Source organism: Erythrobacter litoralis HTCC2594 (genome assembly GCF_000013005.1).
GTDB classification, from domain to species: Bacteria; Pseudomonadota; Alphaproteobacteria; order Sphingomonadales; family Sphingomonadaceae; genus Parerythrobacter; species Parerythrobacter litoralis_A.
This window is the reverse complement of record NC_007722.1, coordinates 707,910-733,743: the sequence shown is the minus strand read 5'-3', so window position 1 is coordinate 733,743 and position 25,834 is coordinate 707,910. Positions and strand designations below refer to the sequence as shown.

The 25,834-nt window shown below is 63.5% G+C and carries 24 protein-coding genes; 6 read left to right on the top strand and 18 right to left on the bottom strand.

The features are described 5' to 3' along the window. Positions 1-23: 23 nt before the first annotated feature. The 5 genes from EL2594_RS03490 to EL2594_RS03470 all read right to left on the bottom strand — a co-directional run bounded on the left by EL2594_RS03490 (position 24) and on the right by EL2594_RS03470 (position 6,231). Positions 24-716: a spermidine synthase gene (locus EL2594_RS03490; protein ID WP_041685635.1), complete on the bottom strand. Its 693-nt coding sequence runs from the start codon at positions 714-716 to the stop codon at positions 24-26. A 163-nt stretch (positions 717-879) separates the two neighbouring features. Next, a complete protein-coding gene (pnp, locus tag EL2594_RS03485) occupies positions 880-3,189 on the bottom strand; it encodes a polyribonucleotide nucleotidyltransferase (protein WP_011413675.1) in 2,310 nt (769 codons plus the stop codon). Between the two features lie 172 nt (positions 3,190-3,361). Beyond that, positions 3,362-3,631 (bottom strand): 30S ribosomal protein S15, encoded by a 270-nt coding sequence (rpsO, locus tag EL2594_RS03480; protein WP_011413674.1) that lies wholly within the window; start codon positions 3,629-3,631, stop codon positions 3,362-3,364. Positions 3,632-3,643: 12 nt separating this feature from the next. Beyond that, complete coding sequence (gene truB / locus EL2594_RS03475) at positions 3,644-4,732, bottom strand: tRNA pseudouridine(55) synthase TruB (protein ID WP_011413673.1); 1,089 nt, start codon at positions 4,730-4,732, stop codon at positions 3,644-3,646. Then, positions 4,729-6,231 carry a sodium:solute symporter family transporter gene (locus tag EL2594_RS03470; protein ID WP_011413672.1) on the bottom strand — a complete coding sequence of 501 codons (1,503 nt, stop codon included), beginning with the start codon at positions 6,229-6,231 and terminating at the stop codon, positions 4,729-4,731. The genes truB and EL2594_RS03470 overlap by 4 nt, the downstream gene beginning before the upstream one ends. A gap of 86 nt (positions 6,232-6,317) precedes the next feature. Between EL2594_RS03470 and EL2594_RS03465 the strand changes: the two genes are divergently transcribed. The 4 genes from EL2594_RS03465 to galK are packed head-to-tail and all read left to right on the top strand — an operon-like array spanning position 6,318 to position 12,031. Next, positions 6,318-8,420 (top strand): alpha-galactosidase, encoded by a 2,103-nt coding sequence (locus tag EL2594_RS03465; protein WP_041685038.1) that lies wholly within the window; start codon positions 6,318-6,320, stop codon positions 8,418-8,420. Beyond that, positions 8,417-9,910 carry a glycerol-3-phosphate dehydrogenase gene (gene glpD / locus EL2594_RS03460; protein WP_011413670.1) on the top strand — a complete coding sequence of 498 codons (1,494 nt, stop codon included), beginning with the start codon at positions 8,417-8,419 and terminating at the stop codon, positions 9,908-9,910. Before EL2594_RS03465 ends, glpD begins: the two co-directional genes overlap by 4 nt. Beyond that, a complete protein-coding gene (locus EL2594_RS03455) occupies positions 9,907-10,989 on the top strand; it encodes a galactose-1-phosphate uridylyltransferase (RefSeq protein WP_011413669.1) in 1,083 nt (360 codons plus the stop codon). Before glpD ends, EL2594_RS03455 begins: the two co-directional genes overlap by 4 nt. A gap of 1 nt (position 10,990) precedes the next feature. Beyond that, positions 10,991-12,031, top strand: coding sequence for a galactokinase (gene galK / locus EL2594_RS03450; protein ID WP_011413668.1), 1,041 nt, complete (start codon positions 10,991-10,993; stop codon positions 12,029-12,031). A 3-nt stretch (positions 12,032-12,034) separates the two neighbouring features. Here the strand turns inward: galK and EL2594_RS03445 are convergent, their stop codons facing one another. Continuing rightward, positions 12,035-12,715 carry a site-2 protease family protein gene (locus EL2594_RS03445; RefSeq protein ID WP_011413667.1) on the bottom strand — a complete coding sequence of 227 codons (681 nt, stop codon included), beginning with the start codon at positions 12,713-12,715 and terminating at the stop codon, positions 12,035-12,037. Between the two features lie 24 nt (positions 12,716-12,739). Then, the gene (locus EL2594_RS03440; RefSeq protein ID WP_011413666.1) at positions 12,740-13,318 is read right to left on the bottom strand and encodes a thymidine kinase; all 579 of its coding nucleotides are present in this window, start codon (positions 13,316-13,318) and stop codon (positions 12,740-12,742) included. A 115-nt stretch (positions 13,319-13,433) separates the two neighbouring features. Here EL2594_RS03440 and EL2594_RS03435 point away from each other — a divergent pair, with 115 nt between their 5' ends. Both EL2594_RS03435 and EL2594_RS03430 read left to right on the top strand, forming a co-directional pair. Continuing rightward, positions 13,434-15,083 (top strand): AbgT family transporter, encoded by a 1,650-nt coding sequence (locus EL2594_RS03435; protein WP_011413665.1) that lies wholly within the window; start codon positions 13,434-13,436, stop codon positions 15,081-15,083. Between the two features lie 33 nt (positions 15,084-15,116). Then, entirely contained in the window at positions 15,117-15,692 is a 576-nt protein-coding gene (locus tag EL2594_RS03430) for a YceI family protein (protein ID WP_011413664.1), read from the top strand. On the opposite strand, the gene EL2594_RS03425 is transcribed toward EL2594_RS03430, so the two are convergent. The 11 genes from EL2594_RS03425 to EL2594_RS03380 form a co-directional block, all read right to left on the bottom strand. Further along, positions 15,689-16,597: a haloalkane dehalogenase gene (locus EL2594_RS03425; RefSeq protein WP_011413663.1), complete on the bottom strand. Its 909-nt coding sequence runs from the start codon at positions 16,595-16,597 to the stop codon at positions 15,689-15,691. The two genes, EL2594_RS03430 and EL2594_RS03425, sit on opposite strands and share 4 nt — an antisense overlap. A gap of 53 nt (positions 16,598-16,650) precedes the next feature. After that, positions 16,651-17,484, bottom strand: coding sequence for an enoyl-CoA hydratase (locus tag EL2594_RS03420; RefSeq protein WP_011413662.1), 834 nt, complete (start codon positions 17,482-17,484; stop codon positions 16,651-16,653). A 50-nt stretch (positions 17,485-17,534) separates the two neighbouring features. Then, complete coding sequence (rbfA, locus tag EL2594_RS03415) at positions 17,535-17,936, bottom strand: 30S ribosome-binding factor RbfA (protein WP_041685036.1); 402 nt, start codon at positions 17,934-17,936, stop codon at positions 17,535-17,537. Further along, on the bottom strand, positions 17,936-18,484 hold the full coding sequence (locus EL2594_RS03410) for a DUF1697 domain-containing protein (RefSeq protein ID WP_011413660.1): 549 nt from the start codon (positions 18,482-18,484) through the stop codon (positions 17,936-17,938). Before EL2594_RS03410 ends, rbfA begins: the two co-directional genes overlap by 1 nt. Next, the gene (locus EL2594_RS03405) at positions 18,484-18,900 is read right to left on the bottom strand and encodes a PaaI family thioesterase (RefSeq protein WP_041685631.1); all 417 of its coding nucleotides are present in this window, start codon (positions 18,898-18,900) and stop codon (positions 18,484-18,486) included. The genes EL2594_RS03410 and EL2594_RS03405 overlap by 1 nt, the downstream gene beginning before the upstream one ends. Beyond that, positions 18,893-19,465 carry a hypothetical protein gene (locus tag EL2594_RS15295; protein ID WP_155805953.1) on the bottom strand — a complete coding sequence of 191 codons (573 nt, stop codon included), beginning with the start codon at positions 19,463-19,465 and terminating at the stop codon, positions 18,893-18,895. The genes EL2594_RS03405 and EL2594_RS15295 overlap by 8 nt, the downstream gene beginning before the upstream one ends. A gap of 23 nt (positions 19,466-19,488) precedes the next feature. Further along, positions 19,489-21,987, bottom strand: a complete 2,499-nt coding sequence (infB, locus tag EL2594_RS03400) for a translation initiation factor IF-2 (protein ID WP_011413657.1) — start codon at positions 21,985-21,987, stop codon at positions 19,489-19,491. Between the two features lie 18 nt (positions 21,988-22,005). Next, positions 22,006-22,746: a DUF448 domain-containing protein gene (locus tag EL2594_RS03395; RefSeq protein ID WP_011413656.1), complete on the bottom strand. Its 741-nt coding sequence runs from the start codon at positions 22,744-22,746 to the stop codon at positions 22,006-22,008. Then, positions 22,727-24,400 (bottom strand): transcription termination factor NusA, encoded by a 1,674-nt coding sequence (nusA, locus tag EL2594_RS03390; protein ID WP_011413655.1) that lies wholly within the window; start codon positions 24,398-24,400, stop codon positions 22,727-22,729. Before nusA ends, EL2594_RS03395 begins: the two co-directional genes overlap by 20 nt. After that, positions 24,400-24,966 (bottom strand): ribosome maturation protein RimP, encoded by a 567-nt coding sequence (rimP, locus tag EL2594_RS03385; protein WP_011413653.1) that lies wholly within the window; start codon positions 24,964-24,966, stop codon positions 24,400-24,402. Before rimP ends, nusA begins: the two co-directional genes overlap by 1 nt. 143 nt (positions 24,967-25,109) lie before the next feature. Next, positions 25,110-25,721 (bottom strand): SOS response-associated peptidase, encoded by a 612-nt coding sequence (locus tag EL2594_RS03380; RefSeq protein ID WP_011413652.1) that lies wholly within the window; start codon positions 25,719-25,721, stop codon positions 25,110-25,112. Positions 25,722-25,834: the final 113 nt, after the last annotated feature.

The following is a 25,834-nucleotide window of genomic DNA, read 5'->3' as shown; positions in this document are numbered from 1 at the left end:
CGCTCGAGGCGGCTCGTTGCGGACTATCGGGCCTGGCGTGGCTTGCGCGCAAACCAGATCGTATGGCGCGGGCCCTTGTTGTTGGGGCGAGCGCGGAAGAAGCGCTCCTCGACATCGAAACGCACGTCTTTCAGGCGCTTGCGGAATGCCGGATCGGGGGCGGCCGACCAGATCGCCAGAACCCCGTCCGGCTTCATCGCATCGCGCGCCCTGGCGAGGCCGGTGCGTGAATAGAGGCGATTGTTCTCTTCGCGCACGATTCCGTCCGGACCATTGTCGACATCGAGCAGGATGGCATCGAAAGGCTCGCAGGTGCCGTCCACGGCATCGTCGATCAGCGCCGCGACATCGCACAGCTTCAGGTCGAGCCGCGGATCTTCGAGGCAGTCACCGGTCAGTTCCGCCATCGGCCCCCTCGCCCATTCGACGATTTCGGGCACCAGCTCGGCCACGACCGCTTCGCCCTTCGGCCCCATACGGGCGAGCGCGGCGCGCAGGGTGAAGCCCATGCCATAGCCGCCGATCAGCATGCGCGGCTCGTTCCCGCCCAGCCGGTCCATCGTCTGCTCGGCCAGCTGTTCCTCCGAATACTGCATCCGGGTGCTCATCAGCTCGTTGCGCTGGAACACGATCATGAAATCGCGCCCGTGGCTGACAAGCTGCAGTTCCTCCCCGTCGGGGACCCGCGCCGTGGCGATGATTTTGCGTTCGAGCATCGAAGTGTCCTTGGCGAGATAACGTGCAAAAGGAAAGGGCCGCCCTTGCGAGCGGCCCTTCGTTCTCTCTTTCTCCATCATCCCAGCGAAAGCCGGGATCTGGTGCGGCAGGATCCGACCAGGCGGACGGAGGCCCCAGCTTGCGCTGGGGCGACACGAAACGTCAGTCCTTCAGGAAGTCCGGCACATGGGCTTCGCCGCCGCCGTCGTTGCCGCCGTCACGACCGCCGCGATCGCGGCCACCGCCGCCACCGCCACCACCGCCACGACGCGGGCCACCACGGCCACCACGACGATCGCCACCGCCGCTACGCGGGCCACGATCACCGCGCGGTTCGCGTGGCGGGCGGGTGTCTTCCAGCTCTTCGCCGGTTTCCTGGTCGACCACGCGCATCGACAGGCGAACCTTGCCGCGCTGGTCGATCTCGAGGACCTTGACCTTCACTTCCTGGCCTTCCGACACGACATCGGTCGGCTTCTCGACGCGCTCGTTCTTCATTTCGCTGACGTGGACGAGACCGTCCTTGCCGCCCATGAAGTTCACGAATGCACCGAAGTCGACGATGTTGACGACCTTGCCGTTGTAGATCTTGCCGACTTCCGCCTCTTCGACGATGCCTTCGATCCACTTGCGTGCCGCTTCGATCTCGTCGGCGTTGGAAGAGCTGATCTTGATCACGCCCTCGTCGTCGATGTCGACCTTGGCGCCGGTTTCGGCGACGATCTCGCGGATCACCTTGCCGCCCGTGCCGATGACATCGCGGATCTTCGACTTGTCGATCTGCATCGTCTCGATACGCGGAGCGTGCTTCGAGACTTCGCCGCGCGAGGACCCGAGGGCTTCGGTCATCTTGCCCAGGATGTGCGCACGACCGGCCTTCGCCTGTTCGAGCGCCTTGGTCATGATTTCCTGCGTGATGCCGGCCACCTTGATATCCATCTGGAGGCTGGTGATGCCTTCTTCCGAACCAGCCACCTTGAAGTCCATGTCGCCGAGGTGATCTTCATCGCCCAGGATGTCGGAGAGGACGGTGAAGTCATCGCCTTCGAGGATCAGGCCCATCGCAATACCCGAAACCGGACGCTTGAGCGGAACGCCGGCATCCATCATCGAGAGCGAGCCACCACATACCGTCGCCATCGAGCTCGAGCCGTTGGACTCGGTGATGTCGGACAGAACGCGGATGGTGTAGGGGAATTCCTCGTTATCGGGCAGGACCGGACGCAGCGCACGGAAGGCAAGCTTGCCATGGCCGGTCTCGCGGCGGCTGGTGAAGCCGAAACGGCCCACTTCCCCGACCGAATAGGGCGGGAAGTTATAGTGCAACATGAAATTGCTGTAGCTAAGGCCTTCCAGCCCGTCGATCATCTGCTCGGAGTCCTTCGTGCCCAGCGTGGTGGTGCAGATTGCCTGCGTTTCACCGCGCGTGAACAGCGCCGAACCGTGCGTCCGCGGCAGGAGGCCGACCATCGCTTCGATCGGGCGGACTTCGTCGGTCTTGCGGCCGTCGATACGCTGGCCATCCTTGAGGATCGCCTTGCGCACGATGTCGCTTTCCAGCTTCTTCACGAGCTTGAGGCGGCCCATGTATTCAGCCGGATCGCTCTCTTCGAGATCGGAATAGTGCTCGCGCGCCTTGGTGCGAGCGGCATTTACCGCGTCCTGACGCTGAGCCTTGTTGGTGATCTTGTAGGCCTTGGCGAGATCGTCGCCGATGACACCGCGCAGCTTTTCCAGAGCGGCGGACTTGTCTTCGACCGGATCGAGTTCCCACGGATCCTTGGCAGCCTGTTCGGCCAGATCGATGATCGCACCGATGACCTTGCGGCTTTCCTCGTGCGCGAACATGACGGCGCCGAGCATCTGCTCTTCGGTCAGTTCCTTGGCTTCGGATTCCACCATCATCACCGCGTCTTGGGTTGCAGCGACGACGAGATCGAGATTGCCGTCTTCACCCAGCGCGTCGACGACGGACGGGTTGAGGACGTATTCGCCGTCATTGGTGAAGCCGACGCGCGCGGCGCCGATCGGGCCCATGAAAGGCAGGCCGGAGATCGTCAGCGCAGCCGAAGCGGCAATCATCGCGACAATGTCAGGCTCGGTTTCGCCGTCATAGCTGAGGACCTGCGCGATCACGTTGATTTCGTTGTAGAACCCTTCCGGGAACAGCGGCCGCACGGGGCGATCGATCAGGCGCGAGGTCAGCGTTTCCTTCTCCGTCGCGCGGCCTTCGCGCTTGAAGAAGCCGCCGGGGATACGGCCAGCAGCGGAGAATTTTTCCTGGTAGTGGACGGTCAGCGGGAAGAAGTCCTGCCCTTCCTTGACGCTCCGGGCGGCGGTCACGGCGCACAGCACCACGGTTTCGCCATAGGTGGCCAGCACGGCACCGTCAGCCTGACGGGCAATCTGGCCGGTTTCGAGAGTGAGGGTTTTTCCGCCCCATTCAATCGATACGGTTTTCTTGTCGAACATGTGTTTTCCTAAAATGACCCGCACGGCCTTATTGCGATGCGGGGCCTACTGTTCCGGGGTAGCCGCCCCGGTGCGGTATGGGGCTTTTGTGTGCCCCTTGGGCCGGCGACCGGATGCCGCAGGCTCCATATACGAAAAGGCGGCCCACGATGGAGCCGCCCTTCCAAAACTCTTATTTACGAAGACCCAGCTTCTGGATCAGGGCGTTGTAGCGCTCGACGTCTTTCTTCTTGAGATAGGCGAGCAGGCTGCGACGCTTGTTGACCATCTGGAGCAGACCACGACGCGAGTGATTGTCCTTGTGGTGATCCTTGAAGTGCTCGGTCAGGTTCTTGATCCGCGTTGTCAGGATCGCGACCTGGACTTCCGGGCTGCCCGTGTCGTTCTTGTCGCGGGCGTTGTCCTTGATGATCTTGGTTTTCGTTTCGGCGTCTACCGACATGTATGTTCTCTCTTACTCAGCGACATCGGGAAGGTTGAAACCCCGCACGACCCTGGCCGTACCACCGCTGAGTTCCACCAGCGCGACCGGCACATCGTCCAGCTTCGCAAGGTAAAGCCCGTCGGTCTGGGGCAGCTCTGACAGGACCCGGCCCTGGCGGACCGCCTGCGCGCTGTCAGAATCGAGTGTCAGAGCCGGGATGTCGTCCAGCCCCGCCTCGAGCGGCAGGAGGAGGTCTTGAAGTGGCGCGCCCTTACCGATCTCGTTGAGTTTGTCCAGCGAAATCGCCTGGAATTCAGCGAAGGGCCCCGCCTTGATGCGACGTAGATAGGTAACGTGGCCGACGGTTCCAAGGGCCCGCGCGATATCCCGTGCCAGACTGCGGATATAGGTGCCCTTCGAGACATGTGCCGTCAGCGTGATGGCATCGGCCAGTTCCAGCGGTGCGCCGGGGTCGTAGGGATCGGGGCGGCCGCTGGTGGTCTGGAAGGTGGAAGTTAAGTCCGCATCCGCCAAAAACCCCACGCCGTCACCCCCGCGAAGGCGGGGGTCCAGCTGACTTTCGTCGTGGTCACCAAGGTTAGCTGGATCCCCGCCTTCGCGGGGATGACGGGATAAAGAAATATCGTAGATGGTTACACGCCGCGTCTTCAGTTCCACCTCTTCGCCAGCCCGCGCCCGGTCGTAGGCGCGCTTGCCATCGACCATCAGCGCGGAATATTTGGGCGGGACTTGCTCGATTTCGCCGGTGAAATGCTCCAGCACCGCTGCGATTGCCGCCATCGGCGGTCGGCGATCCGAGCGAGCGGTGATTTCGCCCTCGGCATCGAGCGTGTCGGTCTCCTCGCCGAACTGGACGGTGAATTCGTAGATCTTCGACGCATCGAGCATCCGCCCGGCGAGCTTGGTGGCCTCCCCCAAAGCAATCGGCAGCACCCCTTCGGCTTCGGGATCGAGCGTCCCGCCGTGCCCCACCTTGGTCTTGGCGTAACCGCCCTCGCGCAAGTTTCGCTTCACCGCCCCCACCGCCTGCGTCGAGCCGAGCCCGCGCGGTTTGTCGAGGATGATCCAGCCGTGGGGGGCGGGTTTGAGGTCGCTCATGCCTTCTCAGGCTGGGGATCGCCGGCAAAGAATACAAGCCGCGCGCGGTTTCCAAAGACGATGAAGTTGGTCAGCAAGGCCACGGCGACAGAGCTGAACAATACGAATACCATCACGTCGATATAGTGCACCCACGGAAGGCCGATTGTCGCATACCAGCTTACCCCGCCGAAGTTTTCGGGCACGTAAAGGTAGAAGGTGTGGAAGGCGTAGATCGAAAAGCCCCAGACCAGCCCGGCCACGGCTGCGCGGGCATCCATGTTGCGGAACAACAGCGCGGCGATGAAAGCCGAGAGGATCGGCATCGACAGCAATCCGTTCAATTCCTGCAACAGGTTGATGATGCTCTCAGCACCCGCATAGATCGGCACCAGCGCAATCGATACCAGCATGGCCAGCACCCCGACCAACCGATTGAGGCGCCTGACGTCGACATCAGGATTGATGAAGCGGCGGTGGAAGTCGACCGACCACAGCGTGATCGTCGCGTTCATCACCGCCGAATAGGTCGTCAGCACCGCCGCCGCGATCATCGCCGCGAACATGCCGCTGGTCCAGCTCGGCAAGACTTCGCCGACCACCATGGCATAGGCGCGGTCATCGACATCGCCGAACAGCTTGAAGGCCACGATGCCGGGAATGACGACGATGGGCGGCACGATCAGCACGCGGATGATCGCCGCTGCCACGACGCCCTTCTGCGCTTCCTTCACATTGGGCGCGGCGAGCGCTTTCTGCGTGATGTTCTGATTGGTCGACCAGTAGAAGATCTGGATGAACAGCATGCCGGTGAACAGCGTGTGGAAGGGGATCGGGCTGTCGAGGGAGCCGATCATCGTGAGGCGCTCTTCCGGCACGCCGGTGGTAATGTCCCAACCGACCGCCTGCATGGCCAGGAACACCACCACCAGCGCCAGCAACAGGATGCCGACGCCGGCATAGGTATCGAGCACCGCCACCGCGCGCAGGCCGCCCAGGATGGCGTAGGCCGCACCAACCACCGCGAACACCGCCGCGACCGTGACGATAGAGGCTTCGACTCCGAACAGCGTCTGCATGAAGAGCGCCCCGGAATAGATCACCGCCGGCAGGTAGATCGCGAAGTTGCCGAGCAGGAACAGGCCCGAAATGACCGTGCGGATGCTCCCGCCCTCGTAGCGCTGCTCGAGCAACTGCGTGATGGTGGTGCAATTGTTGCGGTAGTAGATCGGCACGAAAACGAAGGCGAGGAGCAGCAGTCCGACGAACCCGGCCAGTTCCCACCATGCCAACAGCAGCATCTGGTTGCCGTTCATGCCCACCAGCTGGTCGGTCGAGAGATTGGTCAGCGTTATCGCCCCGGCAACGAAGAACCAGCTCAGACCCCCGCCCGCGAGGAAGATTTCGCGGTCCGCGGAGGCATGGCTTGCCGCGCGTGCAGCAGCGACCTTGCGCCATGTCATCGCCGCCAGCAGGGCCATGAGGCCGACAAACACCGTGACCTGGATCAGATTGTCCATGCGCCCCATTCTCCCCTCGACGCCGCGATAGCCGGAGCGGTGCAAATCCGATAGGGCCTTGGCCTCGATTGATGTGCAAGGGCCATATGACCGTCGAAATCACCAGTGAGTTCGTGACCTTGCGCGCAGGCGGCACGCTGATCGTTCTGGCGGCGTCGAAGGGCGGGCGCGCAAGAATGGTTTACGCCGGGCCGGACCTGCAAAGCGCGTCGCCCGAAGATCTGGTCGCGCTGGCCGCGAGGCAGCATGCACCGGGAGGCCCCGAACAGCCGATCGCGCCCTCGCTGCTCAATTGCATCGGAACCGGCCATCCTTCGCCGCCCGGGCTCCTCGCACATTCCCGAAGCCAACACTGGGCGCTCGATCCGCGTGTCGCAGGGGTGAAAGTAAGTGCGCCGGGACAGGTCACGATCCTGACCCGCGACGAGCCGTCGGGCCTGATGGTGGGGCACTCGATCGCGCTGTGCGAGGCAAGCGGTGTCGCCAACTTCGCAACCGCGCTGTCGACCAATACCGACACCGACTTCGCGCTCGAATGGTGCAGCGCGCTGTGCCTGCCGCTCGACCCGCGCTTCTCGCGCCTCACCAGCTTCACCGGCAAGTGGGCGAGGGAATTCCAGACCGAAGAGCTTGCGCCGATCCGCGGTTCCTTCCTGCGCGAGAATCGCGCCGGGCGGACCAGTCATGACAGCTATCCCGGCTTCTACTGCGGCACCGATACGACCGGTGAGGGGCATGGCGTTGCCGCCGCCTTTCATCTGGCGTGGAATGGCAACCATCGCCTGCGGCTCGACCGGCTGGCGGACGAGACGTTCTCGCTTCAGGCTGGCGAATTGCTGCTGCCGGGCGAGATCACCATCACCAAGGGCATGAGCTATGTCACGCCGACGTTGCTTGCGAGCTTTTCCGATGAGGGATACGGCGCGGCGACCCGCGGTCTGCATCGCTGGCTGCGCGCCAATCGCCTAAAGCCCGACCTTCCCCGACCGGTGCATTACAATACGTGGGAAGCGGTCTATTTCGACCAAACGCCCGGGAGGCTGTTTGCGCTGGCCAAGCAGGCGGCCGAGGTCGGTGCCGAACGCTTCGTGCTCGACGATGGCTGGTTCGGCGCGCGGCGCAACGACCGCGCAGGGCTCGGCGACTGGCACGTGTCGGACGCGATCTATCCCGATGGGCTTAAACCGCTCGCCGATCATGTCCGCAGCCTCGGCATGGAATTCGGCCTGTGGTTCGAGCCCGAGATGGTCAATCCCGACAGCGATCTCTACCGCGCCCATCCCGATTGGGTGCTCGAGATGGATGAGGTCGAACCGATCGCCTCGCGCCACCAATTACCGGTCGACATGACCCTGCCCGTGGTGCGCGATTACCTGTTCGAGCGTATCGACAGTCTCGTGAGCGACCTCGGTATCGCCTACATCAAGTGGGACATGAACCGCGACATCCAGCATCCGGGCGGCGCGGACGGCAGGCCTGCGGCGCATCGCAATGCCAAGGCGATCCAGCTGCTGCTCGACCGGCTGCGCGAGGCGCATCCCGATCTGGTGATCGAAAGCTGTTCCAGCGGGGGCGCGCGCGCCGACTATGCCATGCTCGAACGAACCGACCGCGTCTGGACCAGCGACAACAACGATGCCCGCGCGCGCCACGCGATCATGCGCGGGGCCGGCTATTTCCTGCCGCTCGAAGTGCTCGGCAACCATGTCGGTCCGAAGACCTGTCACATCACCGGGCGGCGCTTTCCAATGCATTTCCGCGCCGGGACCGCCGTGTTCGGTCACATGGGAATGGAACTGGACCTTGCGAAAGAGAACGACGCCGACCGCGCGGTGCTGGCGAAGGCGATCGACCTCTACAAGGCCCATCGCGCGCTGATCCATTCGGGCGATTATTACCGGTTGGAAACTGCCAGCCATATCAATGCGATCGGCGTCGTTTCTGCCAATCGCGATGAGGCGCTTTATCAGGTTGCGATACTCGACCAGCACCCTGCCCCGCATCCGCCCAGATTGCATTTTGCGGGCCTGGGTAGAGACCGACGCTATCGTCTCGCTATCGAATGGCCGGAACACCATGCGGCCGAGATATCGACCTTTACGGGATCGGCGCTGATGGACTACGGGCTGCAACTTCCGCAGTCGCTGCCAGACACCTGCCTGATCTATCACCTGAAAGAAGAGCGTTGAGCAACCCATACGACTTGTTGATCATCGGCGGTGGTATCAACGGAGCCGGAATTGCCCGGGACGCGGCCGGTCGGGGAGCAAAGGTTCTGCTGGTTGAGAAAGACGACCTCGCCCAGCACACGTCATCGGCGAGTACCAAACTGATCCATGGCGGCCTGCGCTACCTCGAACATTACGAATTCCGTCTGGTTCGCGAAGCTCTCATAGAGCGCGAACGCCTTCTGCAGATTGCACCGCATATCGTATGGCCGCTGCGCTTCGTCCTGCCGCACGACGAAGGGTTGCGACCGAAATGGATTCTGCGGCTCGGCCTGTTTCTCTACGACCACCTGGGCGGGCGCAAGATTTTGCCGCCGACCCGTACGATCGATCTGCACGCGCCCCCGCACGGCGATGTGCTGAAAGACAGGCTGGTCTCAGGCTTCGAATATTCGGACTGCTGGGTAGAAGATTCACGGCTGGTCGTTCTCAATGCGGTCGGTGCAGCCGAGCGCGGAGCGGATGTCCGCACGCGAACCGAATGTACAGCCTTGGAGCGCGGCGGCGAAGTGTGGACTGCGACCGTTCGATCGTCCGACGGCGAGGAGCAGACCGTCCAGGCGAAAGTGGTGATCAACTCGGCCGGGCCATGGGTCGATGCCGTCCTCGGCCTCGCCCAACCGGGGCGCAACCATGCCAATCTCCGGCTGGTCAAGGGCAGCCACCTGATCTTCCCGAAGCTATTCGATCACGACATCTGCTATATCTTCCAGAACAAGGATAACCGGATCGTCTTCGCGATTCCGTACGAGCGTGAATTCACGCTCGTCGGTACGACCGATGTCGCGTTCACCGGCGACCCGGACACGATCGCCATCTCGGACGAGGAGAGCCGCTACATCTGCGATGCGGTGAACGAGTATCTCCGCGTGGACGTCAGTCCAGGGCAAGCCGTCTCGAGCTATTCCGGCGTGCGCCCCCTGTACGAGGACCAGGCAGCGGACAATTCCACCGTCACGCGCGACTATGTTTTCGAACTCGACAATGAGGGCGGCGGGCCGCCGATCCTGTCGATCTTCGGCGGCAAGATCACAACCTATCGCAAGCTCGCCGAACACGCGCTTGAAAAACTTGAAATTTCAGGGGCATCGTGGACGGCCGAGAAGCCCCTTCCCGGCGGCGAAATAGCGGTCGGCGGGTTCGAAGCGTTCGTCGTGCGCATGATGGATCGGTACCCGTTCCTGCCGCAATCGACCGTTGTCCGGCTGTGCCGCGCATATGGCTCGCTCGTTGCGGAAGTACTGGGTGAGGCGGCTTCCACGCAGGCACTGGGCGAAGAAGTCGCACCGGGCCTCTTCGAAGCCGAACTGCATTATCTCGTCGAGCGCGAATTTGCTCGCACCGCAGAAGATGTCCTGTGGCGGAGGAGCAAGCTCGGCCTACATCTCGACTCCGAAGCGCAGAACCGCGTCGCGGCCTGGTTCGCCCGCCGCGAGGTTGAGCCTGCGTGAGCAATGCGCTGTCCGCCATCGGCAGCGACGCTTCGGGCCGCGCGGTCCACCGGCGCGAAGTCATCAAAGCGGATGGCCGCATGCTACGCCTCTACGGGCACTTGCCGCATACGCTTGAGCGGCAGGCCGAAGAGACCGACGACATCGCGCTTGGCGGCGAATTGCGTTTCCACCCGTTGCGGCGCGAGTGGAACATCTACGCTGCGCATCGCCAGAACCGCACCTTCAAGCCCGCCGCGAGCGCCGATCCGCTGGCGCCGACCCTGTCCGACGGCGCGGCGACCGAGATCCCGTTTGCCGATTTCGAACTCGCGATCTTCGACAACAAGTTCGCCGGCCTGCACCCCTCTGCGCCTCCTGCGCCCGATTTCGAAGGCGTTGCGACCGCTCAAGCGCTCGGCGCGTGCGAGGTGGTGGTTTACAGCGCGGAATCAAAAGGCAATCTCTGGAGCATCGGGCAGGAGCGCCGCGAATTGCTGCTGGCGGCGCTGGAAGATCGCTATCGCGCGCTGTTCGATGCGGGGTGCGACTATGTCCTCCCGTTCGAGAATCGCGGTGACGAAGTGGGCGTGACGCTGCCCCACCCCCACGGCCAGATTTACGGCTTTCACAAAATGCCGCAGGTCCAGCAATTGGCGGTGGATGCTTTTGCCGGTGGCTACGACCTCGCTGGCGAAATCGAGCGCGCGCTCCCCCTCTATGCCGTTGCCGAGCAAGCTGGAGTCGCGGCCTGGTGCCCCCGCTATGCCCGCTTTCCCTTCGAAGTCTGGATCGCCCCGAGAGCTCGCCGCGAAGGGCTTCACGACATGACCGATACCGAGAAATCGGGTTTCGCGGCCCTGCTGGGCGAAATCACCCGCCGATATGACGCGCTGTTCCAGCGCCCCGCTGCCACTATGATGGCGCTCCATGCGGCACCGCGCGGCGGCTCGGACGGTTATCATGTGACGGCGCAGTTCTATCCGTTGCTCCGGGCACCGGACCGCGTCAAATATCTGGCCTCGGTCGAGCAGCACACCGGCGTGATGACGGTCGATGTCATGCCTGAGGCGGCCGCTGCCGCGCTGCGCGAGGTCTGACATGACCGCCTTCACCGCAACGGTACCGGGCAGGGTCAACCTGATCGGCGAGCATACCGACTACAATGGCGGCATGGTGCTGCCTGCGGCGCTGTCGGTAAGCCTGACCGCCACGCTGATCCCTCGCGAGGACCGGCGCGTTGGCGTTTCGGCCCGGGGCTATCCCGGATCGGCCGAGCGGAGCCTCGACGAAGCGGCTCAGGGGCATTGGTCCGACCCGGCGGTCGGCGCGGTGCGGGAGGCCAACGCACTGGGCCTGCTTCACGGCGGCGCGAGCCTCTCGATCCGCTCGACCATCCCCGCAGGATCGGGCCTGTCGTCATCGGCGGCCCTGATCGTCGCCATCCTCAAAGCTGCGCGCGAGGCGGCGGAAAGCGATATCCCGGATCTCGATCTCGCGGTCGCGGCCCGCCGGGTGGAGAACGATTATATCGGCGTGCCGTGCGGGATCATGGACCAGGTCGCGGTCGCAGTCGCCCGACCTGGCGAGGCCATCGCGCTCGATACCGCGACGCTCGAGTATTCCCTGGTCACGCTCCCCGACAGCCATTCCATGATCGTGATCCATTCCGGCTATTCCCGCAAGCTGACCGACGGCCGCTACAAGGCACGCAAGGAAGAATGCGACGCGGCCCGGCTGGCGTTCGGGCGCGAGGCTATCTGCACACTCGACCCGTCAGAGATCGAAGCGGCAACCGGCATCGATGAAACCATCCGCAGGCGGGCGCGGCACTGCGCCACCGAACATCGGCGCGTCATCGCCGCCCGGGAGGCGATCGACCGCGGCGACATGGCCGTATTCGGCGCGCTGATGAACGCCAGTCACATTTCCATGCGCGACGATTTCGAGATGTCGACCCCGCCGATCGACGCACTTGTGGCCGACGCCGTGGAACTCGGTTCCACGGGTGCGCGTCTCACCGGCGGCGGCTTTGGTGGCTGCATCGTCGCCTGCGTCTCGTCCCGGCAGCGCGAGGAATGGCAGGCACGCCTTGTCGAACGCCATCCCAAGGCGCGATACATCGCTCATATCGGCGGATGACGGCTAAGCCGCGATAGCCGAAGCCAGACCCAGGAACTGCTGCATCATCCAGTCGACCGGCGGGCCGACCGTCTTTTCGATGACGCCCAGTTCCGGTGCGAACCACGTCAGCGCGATCAGTCCGAAGAACAGCAGCATGCCGATCGGTCGCAGCCGATCGTAGTGCTTCGCCAGCGACGGCGGCAGCAGACCTTCGAGAATATGCGAACCGTCGAATGGCGGGATCGGCAGCAGGTTGAAAAAGGCAAGGAAGACATTGATGAGGATGAAATAGAAGAACGCCTGCGCGATCAGGGTCGGCTCGCCCGCGACCTCCAATGTCAGCGCGGGTGCCAGCAGGCCGAGCGCGATTGCCGCGATCAAGGCCAGGACGATGTTCGTCCCAGGCCCCGCCGCAGCCACCGCCATCATCCCGAAACGCGGATTGTCGAGCCGGTTCTTGAGTACCGGCACCGGCTTGGCCCAGCCGAACACCGGCCCGCCCACCGCCAGCAGGAAGCCCGGCACCAGCAGCGTGCCGACCGGATCGACATGCCGGATCGGGTTGAGGCTGAGCCGCCGCTGCTCTTTCGCAGTCGGATCGCCCAGTATCAGCGCAGTCCAGCCGTGCGCGACTTCGTGGAAGACGATGGCGATGATCAATCCCGGGATCAGGATCGCAGCCAGCATGATGGTATCGGTCATGACGGGAAGATAGGGATGGCGTTGCTAATCCGCCAACGCCTGGCTGAAATGCTTGCGGCACAGCGCAAGGTAACGATCGTTTCCGCCGATCTCGGTCTGCGCGCCTTCGCTGATCGGCTTGCCGTCGGCATCGACGCGCAGGTTCATGGTCGCCTTTCTGCCGCAGTGGCAGATCGCCTTCAATTCCACGAGCTTGTCGGCAATGCCCAGCAACGCGGCAGAGCCGGGAAACAGCTTGCCCTGAAAGTCCGTCCTCAGGCCGTAACAGATGACCGGCGTATTGGCGTCGTCGGCCAGCTGCGCGCATTGCCACACCTGGCGTTCGGTGAGGAATTGCGCTTCGTCGATCAGCACGCAATCGACCCGACCCTCGGCATGTTCGCGCAGCACGAATTCGAGGATGTCGGTATCTTCACGAAACCGGTGCGCGTCGCTGGCAAGGCCGATCCGGCTGCTGATCGCGCCGAACCCCGGGCGATCGTCGATAGCCGCCGTCCAAAGCGATACCTTCATTCCCCGCTCGCCGTAATTGAAGGCCGTCTGCAACAGGGTCGAGCTCTTCCCCGCGTTCATGCTCGCATAATAGAAATAGAGCTTGGCCATCGTGTTCGACGCTACCCCCTGCATCCTGCGGAAACCAGCCATTCACCGGGGCGACAGGACCCTTTGGCAATGCTAGTCCACAACAAATTGCTTCAATCAGGGGGTCCTTCCAATCATGTCCGATGGTGCTGTAGCAGCTTCGCGAAGCGGATTTCTCGGCTGGGTCGAGAAAACCGGCAACCGGTTGCCCGATCCGGTTTTCATCTTCTTCTACCTGATCCTCGCGCTGGTCGTGATCTCGGTGATAAGCGCGCTGACCGGTGTTTCCGCGCTGCATCCGACCGAGGTCGACGAGACGACCGGCGGCGCGATGGTGATCGAAGCGGTCAGCCTGCTTTCAGCCGAAAACATCCAGCGGCTGTGGGTCGAGATGCCCGAGACCTTCACCCATTTCCACCCGCTGGGATACGTGCTGGTGGTGATGCTGGGCGCAGGTGTGGCCGAACGCTCCGGCTTCTTTGCCGCAGGCATGTCGGCCGCGGTCAAGGGCGCGCCCAAGGCGCTGCTGACGCCTGCCGTGGCGCTGGTGGCCATGCTCGGCAACCACGCGGCCGATGCGGGTTACGTCGTGCTGATCCCGCTGGCAGGCATTCTGTTTGCCGCCGCCGGGCGTCATCCGCTGGCTGGCATCGCTGCCGCTTTCGCGGGCGTTTCCGGCGGCTTCTCGGCCAATATCTCCCCCGGCCAGCTCGACGCCCTGCTCTTCGGCATCACCGAGGAAGCCGTCGGCGCCAGCGCGCTCGACCCCGCCTGGACCGCGAATATCGCCGGCAACTGGTATTTCATCAGTGCCATGACCGTGATTTTCCTGCCGATCATCTGGTTCGTCACCGACAAGATTATCGAGCCGCGCCTCGGCGCGTGGACCGGCGGTGCCAAGGCCGGTGCCGACGAAGATGGCCTCAGCCCCGATCCGAGCGAGGAGACCGGTCCGCTTGCCGCCAAGGGCCTGCGCAATGCCGGGCTGGCCGCGCTGTTCGTGGTCGGCCTGTGGACGGCTATGGTGTTCGCGCCGGGCACGCCGCTGGTGGACGAGGCGGCCTGTCTGACGGAGACCGGCGCCGCAGTGCCCGATTGCTCGATCCACACAGAGCTGCGCCCGCTCTACCAGTCGCTGGTTGCCGCCTTCTTCGTGCTCTTCCTGCTGGCGGGCTGGGCCTATGGCCGCGCCACCGGCTCGATCGAGAACCACCGCGATCTCGTCACCATGATGGCGGAGAGCATGAAGGACATGGGCTATTACCTCGTCCTCGCTTTCGCCGCCGCGCATTTCGTCGAGATGTTCAACTGGTCCAATCTCGGCCTCATCACCGCCGTCCACGGGGCGGACGCGATCCAGGCGACGGGCCTGCCGCTGCCGCTGGTGCTCGGTTTGATGGTGTTGTTTGCGGCACTGCTCAACCTGTTCGTGGGTTCGGCGAGCGCCAAATGGGCGCTGCTTGCGCCCATCCTCGTGCCCATGTTGATGCTACTCGGGATCAGCCCGGAAGGCGCGACCGCCGCCTATCGCGTCGGCGACAGCGCGACCAATATCATCACGCCGCTGATGGTGTACTTCCCGCTGATCCTCGTCTTCGCGCAACGCTGGCAGAAGGATTTCGGGCTCGGCAGCCTGACCGCGATGATGCTGCCCTATTCGATCTGGCTGCTCATTTCGGGCACGGTGCTGATCGTGCTGTGGTTCTATCTCGGCTTCCCGCTCGGACCGGACGCGCCGGTCGGCTATGCCCTGCCGAGCGTCTTGCCGACGGCGGCCCCGAATTGAGGAACCCGATGAGGCGCGGCCCGTAGGATCATCATGCTCACGGGTCGCGCCTTCCTCGCCAGCCTCTGTGCGGTACTGCTCGGTGCAGCGTCGCCCGCCGGGACTACCTATGCCGTCGATGCTGCGGCGAGCTCGGTTTCCGCGAAGGTGCCCTTCCTCGGCTTCGGCAGCAAAACCGCCGGCTTTCCGGACCTTGCAGGTACCATCCGCCTGTCACCCGACGACCCGCGCCGGATCGATCTCGACGTCCGGCTGAACGCGCGCGCGCTGACTGCGCCCGATAACCTGACCCGCGAGCGCCTTCGCGGCGAAAAGTTCTTCTGGGTCGAGAAATATCCGACGGTGCGTTTCAAGGGTCGGCGCATGGTGCTGCGCGATGCGCGCAGCGGCACCGTGGAAGGGACGCTGACCGCCCGCGGAGTATCGCAGCCCGTGACCCTGCAGGTGGCATTCGACACACCGCCCGGAACGGTCGCACCAGGGCAGCCGCTTACCCTCACCGGTGAGACCCGGATCGATCGCCGCGACTTCGGGATGACGGCCTATTCGCTGATCGTGGGCAAGACCGTGACGATCAGGCTAAAAGCCAGGCTCCGCCCGGTCGCCTAAGCGGCGAAGCTTTCCAGCGCAGCGCGCGCAATCCCTTCGCCTTTTTCCTGCACGAAATGCCCGCCATCGGGCACTTCCATCGGATCGGGGCAGCCACGGATCTGCTTCTGCAGCCCGCGCATCGCGGGCGGACCCAGCACCGGGTCCTGCATGCCGATGGCCATGAAGCTCTTGCCGCTCCATTCGTTGGCCCAGAATTCGCGTGCACGCTTGCCTTCCTCGACGCCCTGCATCTCGGGGCTAACCGGCACCAGCTCGGGGAAGCGACGCACCCCCGCCTTGTAGCGCTGGTCGGGGAACGGAGCGCCGTAGGCCGCCGCTTCTGCGTCGGTCAGGTCGGGTGTGCCGCGCTTGAACAGCCCCGCGACATCCATGTTGGGCTGACTGCGATTGAAGGCCTTCCACGCCTCGAAACCCGGCCCCGGCGATTCGCCGATGGGAATAGCGGTGTTCATCACGATCAGCCGTTCGAAGCGATCGGCCATGTCGGGCACGATCCCGAGGCCGAGGATGCCGCCCCAGTCCTGGCAGACGAGTGTGATGCTGGTGAGGTCCAGCTTCTCGATGAAGGCTATCAGCATGCCGCGATGGAAATTGTAGGTATAGGTTTCGTCGTCGACAGGTTTGTCGGACTTCCCGAAGCCGAGCAGGTCGGGCGCGACCGCCCTCCCCCCGGCGGCGGTGAAGACCGGGATCATCTTGCGGTAGAGGAAGGACCAGCTCGGCTGGCCATGGAGGCATAGAAAGGTTTTGCCAGCCTCCGGCCCATCTTCGGCACCTGGCTCGTCGATATAGTGGACGCGCAGGCCCTCATAGCCGGGCAGGTCGTCGACGTAATGCGGCGCGAAGGGGTAGTCGGGGACTTCGGCGAAGGCTTCGTCTGGGGTACGCAGGGCTTCGGTCATGCGGGTCTCCTCTCGCGCCAGTCATCGCAGCCAGCGCGAGAGCCGACAAGCACCTATCGCTTGCGATCCGAGCGGATAATCTCCGCGCCCGCCGGATCGACCGGCAACCCGTGCACCAGCCGCGCCTGCGCGTGGCCGACCTGCTGCCAACCCATCACGCCATGGATAGCCGTCCCATAGCCCTGCGCATCGAGGCTCTGGTTGCAGGCCAGCTTGGCCAGCCGCAGCCCGATCATCGGACGCTTCGCGATCCGCTCGGCCATCGTCAGTGTAAAGCTATCCAACTCGTCGCGCGGCACGACGTGGTTGACCATGCCAAGCGTCCGCGCATCCTCGGCGCTCAGGTCCGCGCCGGTGTAGAGCAGTTCGCGCGCCTTGCGGTGGCCGAGCTCCCAGACATGCGCGAAATATTCGACCCCGTTGACGCCGAACGCCACCGTCGGATCGGAGAACACCGCATCCTCGCTCGCGATCACGATGTCGAAGGGCCAGACCAGCATCAGCCCGCCTGCCATGCACAGGCCCTGCACCTGCACCACCACCGGCTTGGGCAGGTTGCGCCAGCGCCAGCACAGGCCGAGATAGATCTCGTGCTCGGCGGCCATCTGGCCTTCCTGCCCCGATGCATCGAAGCCGCTCCACTGGCTGCGCGGTTCGAAGTCTGCGAGCGAGCTGTCGTCGCGCAGGTCGTGACCGGAGGAGAAGTGCTCGCCTTCCGCCGCCAGGACGATGCAGCGCACATCGTCATTCTGCGCCGCTGCGGTCAGCGCATCGTCGAGCTGGTACAGCATCGCCTTGTCCTGCGCATTGGCCTTGTCGGCGCGCGTCAGGGTGAGGCGGGCGACGCCATTTGCGGGATTATCGGTTCGGACGCGTTGATCGGTCATGGCTCTCCTCTTCCTTGCGAAGAGCCTAGCAACAAAGCGAGTGCGGCGCGCTACTCTTCCTCGTCGCCCAGATCGCGCGCGACCTTCGGGTCTCGCAACAATTTCTCGATCCGGTCGGCCTCGTCGAAGCTTTCGTCGGGCCGGAACATGAGCTTGGGCGCGAATTTGAGGCCGAGCCGCTTGGCGACTTCCTTCTGCAGGTAGGCCGTATTCTGCCGCAACGCGGAGACGATCTCGTCCTCCTCCTTGCCCAGCAGCGGCTTCACATAGGCGGTCGCGTTGCGCAGGTCGGGCGTCATGCGAACCTCGGTGACGGCGATGTTGGCCGCGCTGACCGTTTCGTCATGGACCTCCTGCCGCGCAAGCAATTCGCTGAGAATATGCCGCACGCGCTCAGCCACTTTAAGGACACGAACCGAGTGTTGTTCAGGGGTAAATTGCTGTCGCGCCATCAGGCCACCATTTTGCCGAGAATACGTTTGAGCGATGTCATGTTGCGCGCCGTGCCTTTCACCTTGAGCCTGCGCTCCAGTGTCTTGTTCGAAAGGTCCGACACGCCGACACCATGCACATAGCCGAGAAACAGCACGCGGTCACCCAGCGCGAGCCGCTCGCTACCTTTGGCGCGGTGCTCTTCGATCAGCGCATCGACGGCGGTTGTGTCGGGCTGCTGACTGAGGAAGATCGAATGCACCATCTTGTCGGAGCCGTGCTCGGGCCCGGTGCCGTGAAAGGGGTTCTCCTCGATCGCATAGCGCACTTCCTCGGCGCTGCGGACCATGGCGCAGGATGTGAAGCCGAAGCTCTGCTGGACCACGCTTTCGAGCCGGATCTCCAGCATCGCCGGATCGCGCTCGTCGGCAAAGATGACATTGCCGCTCGCCGCTACCGTCGCAACGTCCTCGAACCCGGCCCCTTCGAGCGCCGCCTTGAGGTCGATCATCTTGATCCGGTTGCCACCGACATTGATGCTACCCAGCAAGGCAAGATAGCGCGGCATTATTCCGCCACCGGTCGCGGGGTAGGGATGGCCGTGCTGGTCGCCCGGGCGAGCAAGCTGCCGTCGCCGTCGAACAATTCGCCTTCGAGATATATCACCCGTCGGCCGCGCTTCACGACACGGCCTTTCCCCACCAGCGGCCCGGCAAGGACGGGTTTGAGCAATGTCATGGTGATGTCGAGGTTGAGCGGGGCTTCGACATGGTCCGTCGCCCAGACATGCGCCCAGCCCATCACTTCGTCGAGGAAGCCTGCAACAAGCCCGCCCTGCACGCTGCCGCGCGGGGTGATGAAGCTGTCCGGCGCATGGAAGCGCAAGGTGACTTCTTCGCGGTCCTTGTCGAAGCTCTCGAACTCGACGCCCATCAACTCGGCGTGGGCGGCGCCAAGGGCGTGTCCGCTAGAATTCTCAGGCATCAGCACCTGATGTTCTGGCCCGCATCCGCTTCCCTAGCCGAAACAGCGCAAATTCAAGTTCACGCAGGTTCTCACTATTTTGGGCTAGGCTCAATCCACGAAGGTATTTCCGATAGCGGTCTTCGTTGTCAACAGACCGATGAACTGGTGCTTTGGCAGCACCGCTCCAGCTATCGGGGTATGCCAAAGCGATTGCTACGTTGGTATCCCAGATCGCGAATGTTTCTGGACGCAGAAAATGCAAGAATTTTGAAGTCCCGATTACTGAGCCATTGATGAAACGCATATCTGAGCATTGAGACAAATCGCCACATTGCAACTTTGACAACATCTCCGCTGTTCGCGGTCGTTTCTTTTCGTCGATCAGGTTGCGCGGGATTCCGGGCATCCAACCATAAACTGCAAGAGCTAGGGCAGTTAATGTCTCCGATTGAGAGAAATCAGCCAGCGCGAAAGCACGAACCAAATGCGAATGCTGAAGCGCATAAGAATCATCAGCAGCGTCTGACGCCGGTGCTTCATTCACGGCTGCAACTGCAAACTCTGCGATGTCTTGCTCACTCATACTGTCAAATGCTTTGGCAAAACTCACAGTGTCCGCTCGCGCTCCTCGACTTCGAAGACCTCGAGGCTGTCGCCCGGCTGGATATCGTTGGTGTCTTCCAGCACGACGCCGCATTCGAGGCCCGAACGGACCTCGTCGACATCGTCCTTGAAGCGCCGCAGAGAGGCGATGGTTGTCGCCGACACGATGACATCGTCGCGGGTGAGACGCGCGAACAGGCCCTTGCGGATAACGCCATCGGTGACCAGCAGACCGGCCGCCTTGTCCTTCTTGCCGGACTTGAAGACTTCCTTGACGTCGGCCCGACCGACGACCGTCTCGATCCGCTCCGGACCAAGCTCGCCGGCCATTTCCTTCGCGACCTCGTCGGTCAGGTGGTAGATGACATCGTAATACATCATCCGCACATCGTCGCGCTTCACCAGTTCGCGCGCCTTGGCATTGGGGCGCACGTTGAAGCCGATGATCGGCGCGTTCGATGCCGCCGCCAGCGTCACGTCGCTTTCGGTAATGGCGCCCACGCCTGCATGGAGCACGCGCACCTTGATCTCGTCGTTCGAGATATTGTGCAGCGCAGTGACGATCGCTTCGACCGAGCCCTGCACATCCGCCTTGACCAGCACCGGCCATTCGATGACGTTCGACTGAAGGTTGTTGAACATCGTGTCGAAGCTGGTCGGGGCGAGCGCGGTGCGCTTCTCGGTCGCCTTTTCCTGGCGATATTCGGCAACTTCTCGCGCCCGCTGTTCGTTCTCCACGACGGTCAGCTGATCGCCCGCACCCGGCACACCGCCGAGGCCGAGGACCTCGACCGGCATGGATGGTCCGGCTTCCTTGATCTGCTTGCCCTGATCGTTGACGACCGCACGCACGCGGCCGCTTTCCGTGCCGACCACGAACGTATCGCCACGCTTGAGCGTACCGCGCGTGATGAGCACGGTCGCGACGGGGCCGCGGCCCTTGTCGAGCTGCGCTTCGATGACGGTCGCTTCCGCCATGCGGTCGGGACGCGCCTTGAGCTCGAGCAATTCGGCCTGCAGCTCGATCTTCTCGAGCAATTCGTCGAGGCCGGTCTTCTTGGTCGCCGAGATCTCGACGTCCTGCACATCGCCCGACAGCTTCTCGACGATGATTTCGTGTTCGAGCAGGCGGTTGCGGATATTGTCGGGATCGGCTTCCGGCTTGTCGCACTTGTTGATCGCGACGATCATCGGCACGCCGGCGGCCTTGGTGTGTTTGATGGCTTCGATCGTCTGCGGCATCACGCCGTCATCCGCCGCCACCACCAGCACCACGATATCGGTGACATTGGCACCGCGCTGGCGCATTTCGGAGAAAGCCGCGTGGCCCGGGGTATCGAGGAAGGTGACCTTCCCGCCGGATTTGGTGTTCACCTGGTAGCTGCCGATATGCTGGGTAATCCCGCCGGCTTCGCCCTTGGTGACATTGGTGCCGCGCAGAGCATCGAGCAGGCTGGTCTTGCCGTGATCGACATGGCCCATGATCGTGACGACCGGCGGACGCGGCTGCAGCGTCTCTTCCGGATCGACATCTTCCTCGGCCTGGATGTCGACATCCGCCTCGGAGACCTTCTGGATGTTGTGCCCGAACTGTTCAACGAGCAATTCCGCCGTGTCCTGGTCGATGGTCTGGTTGACGGTGACCATCATGTCGAGATTGAACAGCTCCTTCACGAGATCGGCGCCCTTTTCGCCCATCCTCTTGGCGAGTTCGCCGACGGTGATGGCTTCGGGCACGATCACATCGCGGACCTGCTTCTCGCGCGGGGCCGAAGAGCCGCCGCCCTTGAGGCGACGTTCCTTTTCGCGCGCACGCTTGAGCTTGGCGAGCGACATGGCACGCCGGCCCTCGTCCTCGTTGAGCGCCTTGGAGACCGTCAGCTTGCCCGAGCGACGCTTGTCCTTGGCGCCGCCACGCGCAGGCTTCTTCTCTTCCTTCTTCTTCTCCGGACGCTTCGGCTCGGGCCGCGCGACCGGGGTGAATTTCCGCGCAACGGGCGCCTTCCTGCCGTCGTCGGCATCTTCTTCGGGCGCGGCTTCGGCGGCAGCAGCAGCCTCGGCCTCGGCAGCGGCCTGCTTCTCGGCCTCTTCCTCTGCCTTCTTGTTCTCTTCCTGGCGCTTCTTCTCGTCGTCGGCGTTCTGTTTGGCCTTCTGGTCGTCACGCTTGCGCGCGTCTTCCGCCAGTTTGAGACGCTCTTCCTCGGCTTCGCGCTGGAGGCGGGCGACGCGTTCCTGCGGCGTTTCGGCAGCAGGCGCGGGTTTCTTGGGCGCAGGCTTCTTCGCCGCCGGAGCCGGTGCGGGCGCCGGCGCGGGTTCGGGCGCCGGTTCGGGTGCCGGTGCCGGCGTTTCGCCCGGTTTCAGGAGCTTACGCTTGCGCTTCACCTCGACCGCAACCTTGTTGGTGCGGCCGTGGCTGAAGGTCTGTTTGACTTCGCCCGCATCCACGCTCCGCTTGAGGCCAAGCGGTTTGCGGGTCCGGGGCTTGTCGTTGTCGTCGCTCATAAAACTCGTATCTTCCTATCAATCGTCATGTCGCTTGGCGGCGGCGAGGCTATCCTTGCCACCGTTATCCGGTGCGCTTTCGCGCGGTCCCGCAAAGTGCAGCAGGCGCGAGAGGGTCTGCTCGACCCGGTCGGCGGCCTTTCGACCCTCCACGCCCAGATGGACGACGTTCTCGCGGCCCAATGCCACAGAGAGAGCCGCCCGGTCCAGTGGCAAGCGGATTCCGCGTGCCCCCGATCCTTCGATGTCCTTGCCGACGCGCCACGCCTGGTCGAGCTTGCGCGCCCCGCCTTCGCTGGCATCGGCCGCGTGAAGCAACAGCTCCAGCGCGCCGCTTCGGGCATGTTCGGCAATCCTGTCGGACCCCAAGATAAGATGTCCGGAGCGCATTTCGAGGCCCAGCCGCTCGAGCAGCGCCTTCTCAAGCGCCTGTTGAATCAATTGTGGGAGCGTTTCGGGCACGTTTAATGGCGCGCCTTTGAAGGCCCGCGCCAAGGCGCCGCGCAGCTTGCCCTTCGCGCCCATAACCGCTTCAAGTTCTGCGCGTGACACGCCGATCCAGGCACCACGACCGGGCGCACGCGCCAGCACATCGGGCAGCACGTCGCCATCGGGCGAAATCGCCAGCCGGATCAGCGCGTGGCGCGCGCCATTCTCTCCGGAGAGGATGCAGCGGCGTTCGGGCTCGGACTTGGGTGTCCGTGCCTTGGTGCCGTCAGAGATGTCGGAGCTTACGCGCTCATTGGGTGGAGTCCGCATCGGCGGCCTCCTGAGTGTCAGGCTCGGCGGCGGGAGCGGAAGCGGCGGGGGCTTTCTCCTCGTCCTCGAACCAGTGCGCGCGGGCAGCCATGATGATCTCGTTGCCTTGCTCTTCGGTCAGACCGTATTCGCCGAGCACGCCGCCCTTGTCCTGCTCGCGCTGCGGACGATCGCTGCGCATGCGCGGACCTTCGGCCGTGTTCCGGCGACGCGGGGCTTCGCGCTTCTTCTGGATCAGCTCGTCGGTGGCGAGGTCGGCCAGGTCGTCGAGCGTCTTGATACCGCTTTTGCCCAGCGTCACGAGCATCTGCTCCGACAGGTGGGGCAGTTCGGCAAGATCGTCTTCGACGCCCAGTTCGCGGCGTTCCTTGCGATAGGCCTCGGCCTGACGCTCGAGCGCTTCCTGCGCGCGGCTCTGGAGTTCTTCGGCGAGCTCCTCGTCGAAGCCTTCGATCGCGGCGAGTTCTTCCATCGCCACGTAGGCGACCTCTTCCAGCTCGGCGAAACCTTCGGCGACAAGCAACTGCGAGAGCGTTTCGTCGACGTCGAGCTCTTCCTCGAACATCTTGGAGCGTTCGGCGAATTCCTTGCTCTGCTTCTCGCTCGCCTCTTCCTCGGTCATGATGTCGATCTGGTTGCCGGTCAGCTGGCTGGCGAGCCGGACATTCTGGCCGCGGCGACCGATGGCGAGGCTGAGCTGGTCGTCGGGCACGACGACTTCGATCCGGCTCTCGTCCTCGTCGAGGACCACGCGGCTGACCGTCGCCGGCTGCAACGCGTTGACGATGAACGTGGCCTGATCTTCCGACCACGGTATGATGTCGATCTTCTCGCCCTGCAATTCCTGAACGACAGCCTGGACGCGGCTACCCTTCATGCCGACGCAGGCGCCGACCGGGTCAATGCTGGAATCGTGGCTGATGACGCCGATCTTGGCGCGGCTCCCCGGGTCGCGGGCGGCGGCCTTGATCTCGATGATGCCGTCGTAAATTTCGGGCACTTCCTGCGCGAACAGCTTGCGCATGAAATCGGGATGCGCGCGGCTGAGGAAGATCTGCGGCCCGCGATTGTTGCGCTCGACCTTGGTGATGATCGCGCGGACACGCTCGCCGACACGCGCGGCTTCACGCGGGATCTGCTGGTCGCGGCGGATCACGCCCTCGGCACGGCCGAGATTGACGATCACGTGGCCGAACTCGACCGACTTGATGACGCCGGTGATGACTTCGCCGGCGCGGTCCTTGAATTCTTCGAACTGGCGCTCACGCTCGGCGTCGCGGACCTTCTGGAAGATCACCTGCTTCGCGCTCTGCGCGTCGATACGGCCGAGATCGACCGGCGGCAGCGGGTCGACGATGAAGTCACCGATCGCAGCGCCTTCTTCGAGCTTTTGCGCGGATTTCAGATCGACCTGCTTGAAATAGTCTTCGACTTCCTCGACCACTTCGACGACACGCCACAGGCGCAGATCGCCGGTCTGCGGATCGAGCTTTGCGCGAATGTCGTTCTCTGCGCCGTAGCGGTTGCGCGCGCTTTTCTGGATCGCTTCTTCCATCGCTTCGATGACGATCGCCTTGTCGATCATCTTTTCCGAAGCGACCGCATTCGCAATCGCGAGCAGCTCGGCCTTGTTGGCGGAAATTGCACTGGCCATCAGTCGTCAGCCTTCTCTTCTTTGTCTTCTAATACTTCCTCAGCACCGTCAGCGTCGAGGGGTTGTGTCGCAGCGATCAGCTTGTCGGTGAGGACCAGCTTGGCGCTGTGGATTTGTTCCAGGGCGAAAGAAACCTCGCCCGCGCGGTTATCCGCGATCGTCACGGTTTCGCCGTCTATGCCAAGCAATATACCACGCATATTGCGATGGCCGTCTATCTTTTCGACAAGGCTCACCTTGGCTTCGTGACCGGCCCAGTCGGCAAAGTCCTTCGGCCGGGTCAGCGGGCGGTCGATGCCGGGAGAGCTGACTTCGAGGTGATAGGCCCCTTCGATCAGCACCTCGCCCGATTCCTCGGCGGCATCGATCACGTCGGAGACCTTGCGGCTGAGCTCGGCGCATTGTTCGATCAGGAGCTGGCCCGTTGCCGGGTCCTCGGCCATGATCTGCAGCGCCTGCCCGCCGTCTCCGGCCTCGCTCGGCATCATCTTGACGCGCACGAGCTCGAACCCGAGCGCTTTCGCTTCAGGTTCGATCAGTGCAGTCAGGCGAGCCAAATCGGCCATAGGGTCTCCGGTTGCGCGGCATTGCCCGTGACAAAGCGGTTCGGTGCCGGCCCCTCTCGGCGCCAGCCCTTCAGTGTCACGACAATGTCGGGATGAGGCGCAGATAGGCAAGCAGCGTGACGGATGCAAGCGGAAAGGCTGGCCTATGAGCTTTTGCGGCGAAACCACGGTTCGTCGGTGCGATCCACCAAGAGATCGCCCGCATAGGGCACACACAGGTCATAGGCCTCGCTCGGCGTGCCGTTAAGCCACCGATCCCAGCTCTCGCGCGGCAGGATTACCGGCATCCGCTTGTGTACCGGCGCGACCTGTTCGTTCGCTTCGGTCATCAGCATCGAATAGGCCGCGCCCCATTCGTCCGTGTCGGTCCAGATGCCAGCGGTCGCGAACAGCGGCGCGTCGGGCATGGAGAACCACGTGCGGGTCATTTTCCCCTTCAGACCCTCGGCCTCGGCAAACGTCGAGACCGGGATCAGGCAGCGGCGCTCCTCGAAGGAGAAACGCCAGAAATAGCTCTTCACCTTGTCGGTGCGGGTGTTGTTGACCGGCTTGGGCTTGAGCGGCTGCCCCTTCGCGCCCTTGCGCTGAAGCGGGAAGCCCCAAATCATCGCCGTCAGCTTTCCATCGGCCACCACCAGAGAGGGATAGCCCGGATAGACCTCTTCAGCCGTGTTGGCGCTGAAATCCTCCGCGATCGCATCGAAGAAATCGGCGACCTCGGTGTGCGAGCTTTTGACCTCGTAGAGATTGCACATTGGGTGCAGCTACTCCTGTAAGGTGGGCGGGTGAACGAAACCTAGACCGAGTGAAGCAAAATGTCAGGCACTCGCAATCCCGCCGTTGCAAAATCTGAGCGTAACATGTAACA

Excerpts from the sequence above, each read along its gene's own strand:
- EL2594_RS03490 (WP_041685635.1), bottom strand. The coding sequence starts at position 716 with ATGCTCGAACGCAAAATCATCGCCACGGCGCGGGTCCCCGACGGGGAG.
- pnp (WP_011413675.1), bottom strand. The coding sequence starts at position 3,189 with ATGTTCGACAAGAAAACCGTATCGATTGAATGGGGCGGAAAAACCCTC.
- rpsO (WP_011413674.1), bottom strand. The coding sequence starts at position 3,631 with ATGTCGGTAGACGCCGAAACGAAAACCAAGATCATCAAGGACAACGCC.
- truB (WP_011413673.1), bottom strand. The coding sequence starts at position 4,732 with ATGAGCGACCTCAAACCCGCCCCCCACGGCTGGATCATCCTCGACAAA.
- EL2594_RS03470 (WP_011413672.1), bottom strand. The coding sequence starts at position 6,231 with ATGGACAATCTGATCCAGGTCACGGTGTTTGTCGGCCTCATGGCCCTG.
- EL2594_RS03465 (WP_041685038.1), top strand. The coding sequence starts at position 6,318 with ATGACCGTCGAAATCACCAGTGAGTTCGTGACCTTGCGCGCAGGCGGC.
- galK (WP_011413668.1), top strand. The coding sequence starts at position 10,991 with ATGACCGCCTTCACCGCAACGGTACCGGGCAGGGTCAACCTGATCGGC.
- EL2594_RS03445 (WP_011413667.1), bottom strand. The coding sequence starts at position 12,715 with ATGACCGATACCATCATGCTGGCTGCGATCCTGATCCCGGGATTGATC.
- EL2594_RS03440 (WP_011413666.1), bottom strand. The coding sequence starts at position 13,318 with ATGGCCAAGCTCTATTTCTATTATGCGAGCATGAACGCGGGGAAGAGC.
- EL2594_RS03435 (WP_011413665.1), top strand. The coding sequence starts at position 13,434 with ATGTCCGATGGTGCTGTAGCAGCTTCGCGAAGCGGATTTCTCGGCTGG.
- EL2594_RS03430 (WP_011413664.1), top strand. The coding sequence starts at position 15,117 with ATGCTCACGGGTCGCGCCTTCCTCGCCAGCCTCTGTGCGGTACTGCTC.
- EL2594_RS03425 (WP_011413663.1), bottom strand. The coding sequence starts at position 16,597 with ATGACCGAAGCCCTGCGTACCCCAGACGAAGCCTTCGCCGAAGTCCCC.
- EL2594_RS03420 (WP_011413662.1), bottom strand. The coding sequence starts at position 17,484 with ATGACCGATCAACGCGTCCGAACCGATAATCCCGCAAATGGCGTCGCC.
- rbfA (WP_041685036.1), bottom strand. The coding sequence starts at position 17,936 with ATGGCGCGACAGCAATTTACCCCTGAACAACACTCGGTTCGTGTCCTT.
- EL2594_RS03410 (WP_011413660.1), bottom strand. The coding sequence starts at position 18,484 with ATGCCGCGCTATCTTGCCTTGCTGGGTAGCATCAATGTCGGTGGCAAC.
- EL2594_RS03405 (WP_041685631.1), bottom strand. The coding sequence starts at position 18,900 with ATGCCTGAGAATTCTAGCGGACACGCCCTTGGCGCCGCCCACGCCGAG.
- EL2594_RS15295 (WP_155805953.1), bottom strand. The coding sequence starts at position 19,465 with ATGAGTGAGCAAGACATCGCAGAGTTTGCAGTTGCAGCCGTGAATGAA.
- infB (WP_011413657.1), bottom strand. The coding sequence starts at position 21,987 with ATGAGCGACGACAACGACAAGCCCCGGACCCGCAAACCGCTTGGCCTC.
- EL2594_RS03395 (WP_011413656.1), bottom strand. The coding sequence starts at position 22,746 with ATGCGGACTCCACCCAATGAGCGCGTAAGCTCCGACATCTCTGACGGC.
- nusA (WP_011413655.1), bottom strand. The coding sequence starts at position 24,400 with ATGGCCAGTGCAATTTCCGCCAACAAGGCCGAGCTGCTCGCGATTGCG.
- rimP (WP_011413653.1), bottom strand. The coding sequence starts at position 24,966 with ATGGCCGATTTGGCTCGCCTGACTGCACTGATCGAACCTGAAGCGAAA.
- EL2594_RS03380 (WP_011413652.1), bottom strand. The coding sequence starts at position 25,721 with ATGTGCAATCTCTACGAGGTCAAAAGCTCGCACACCGAGGTCGCCGAT.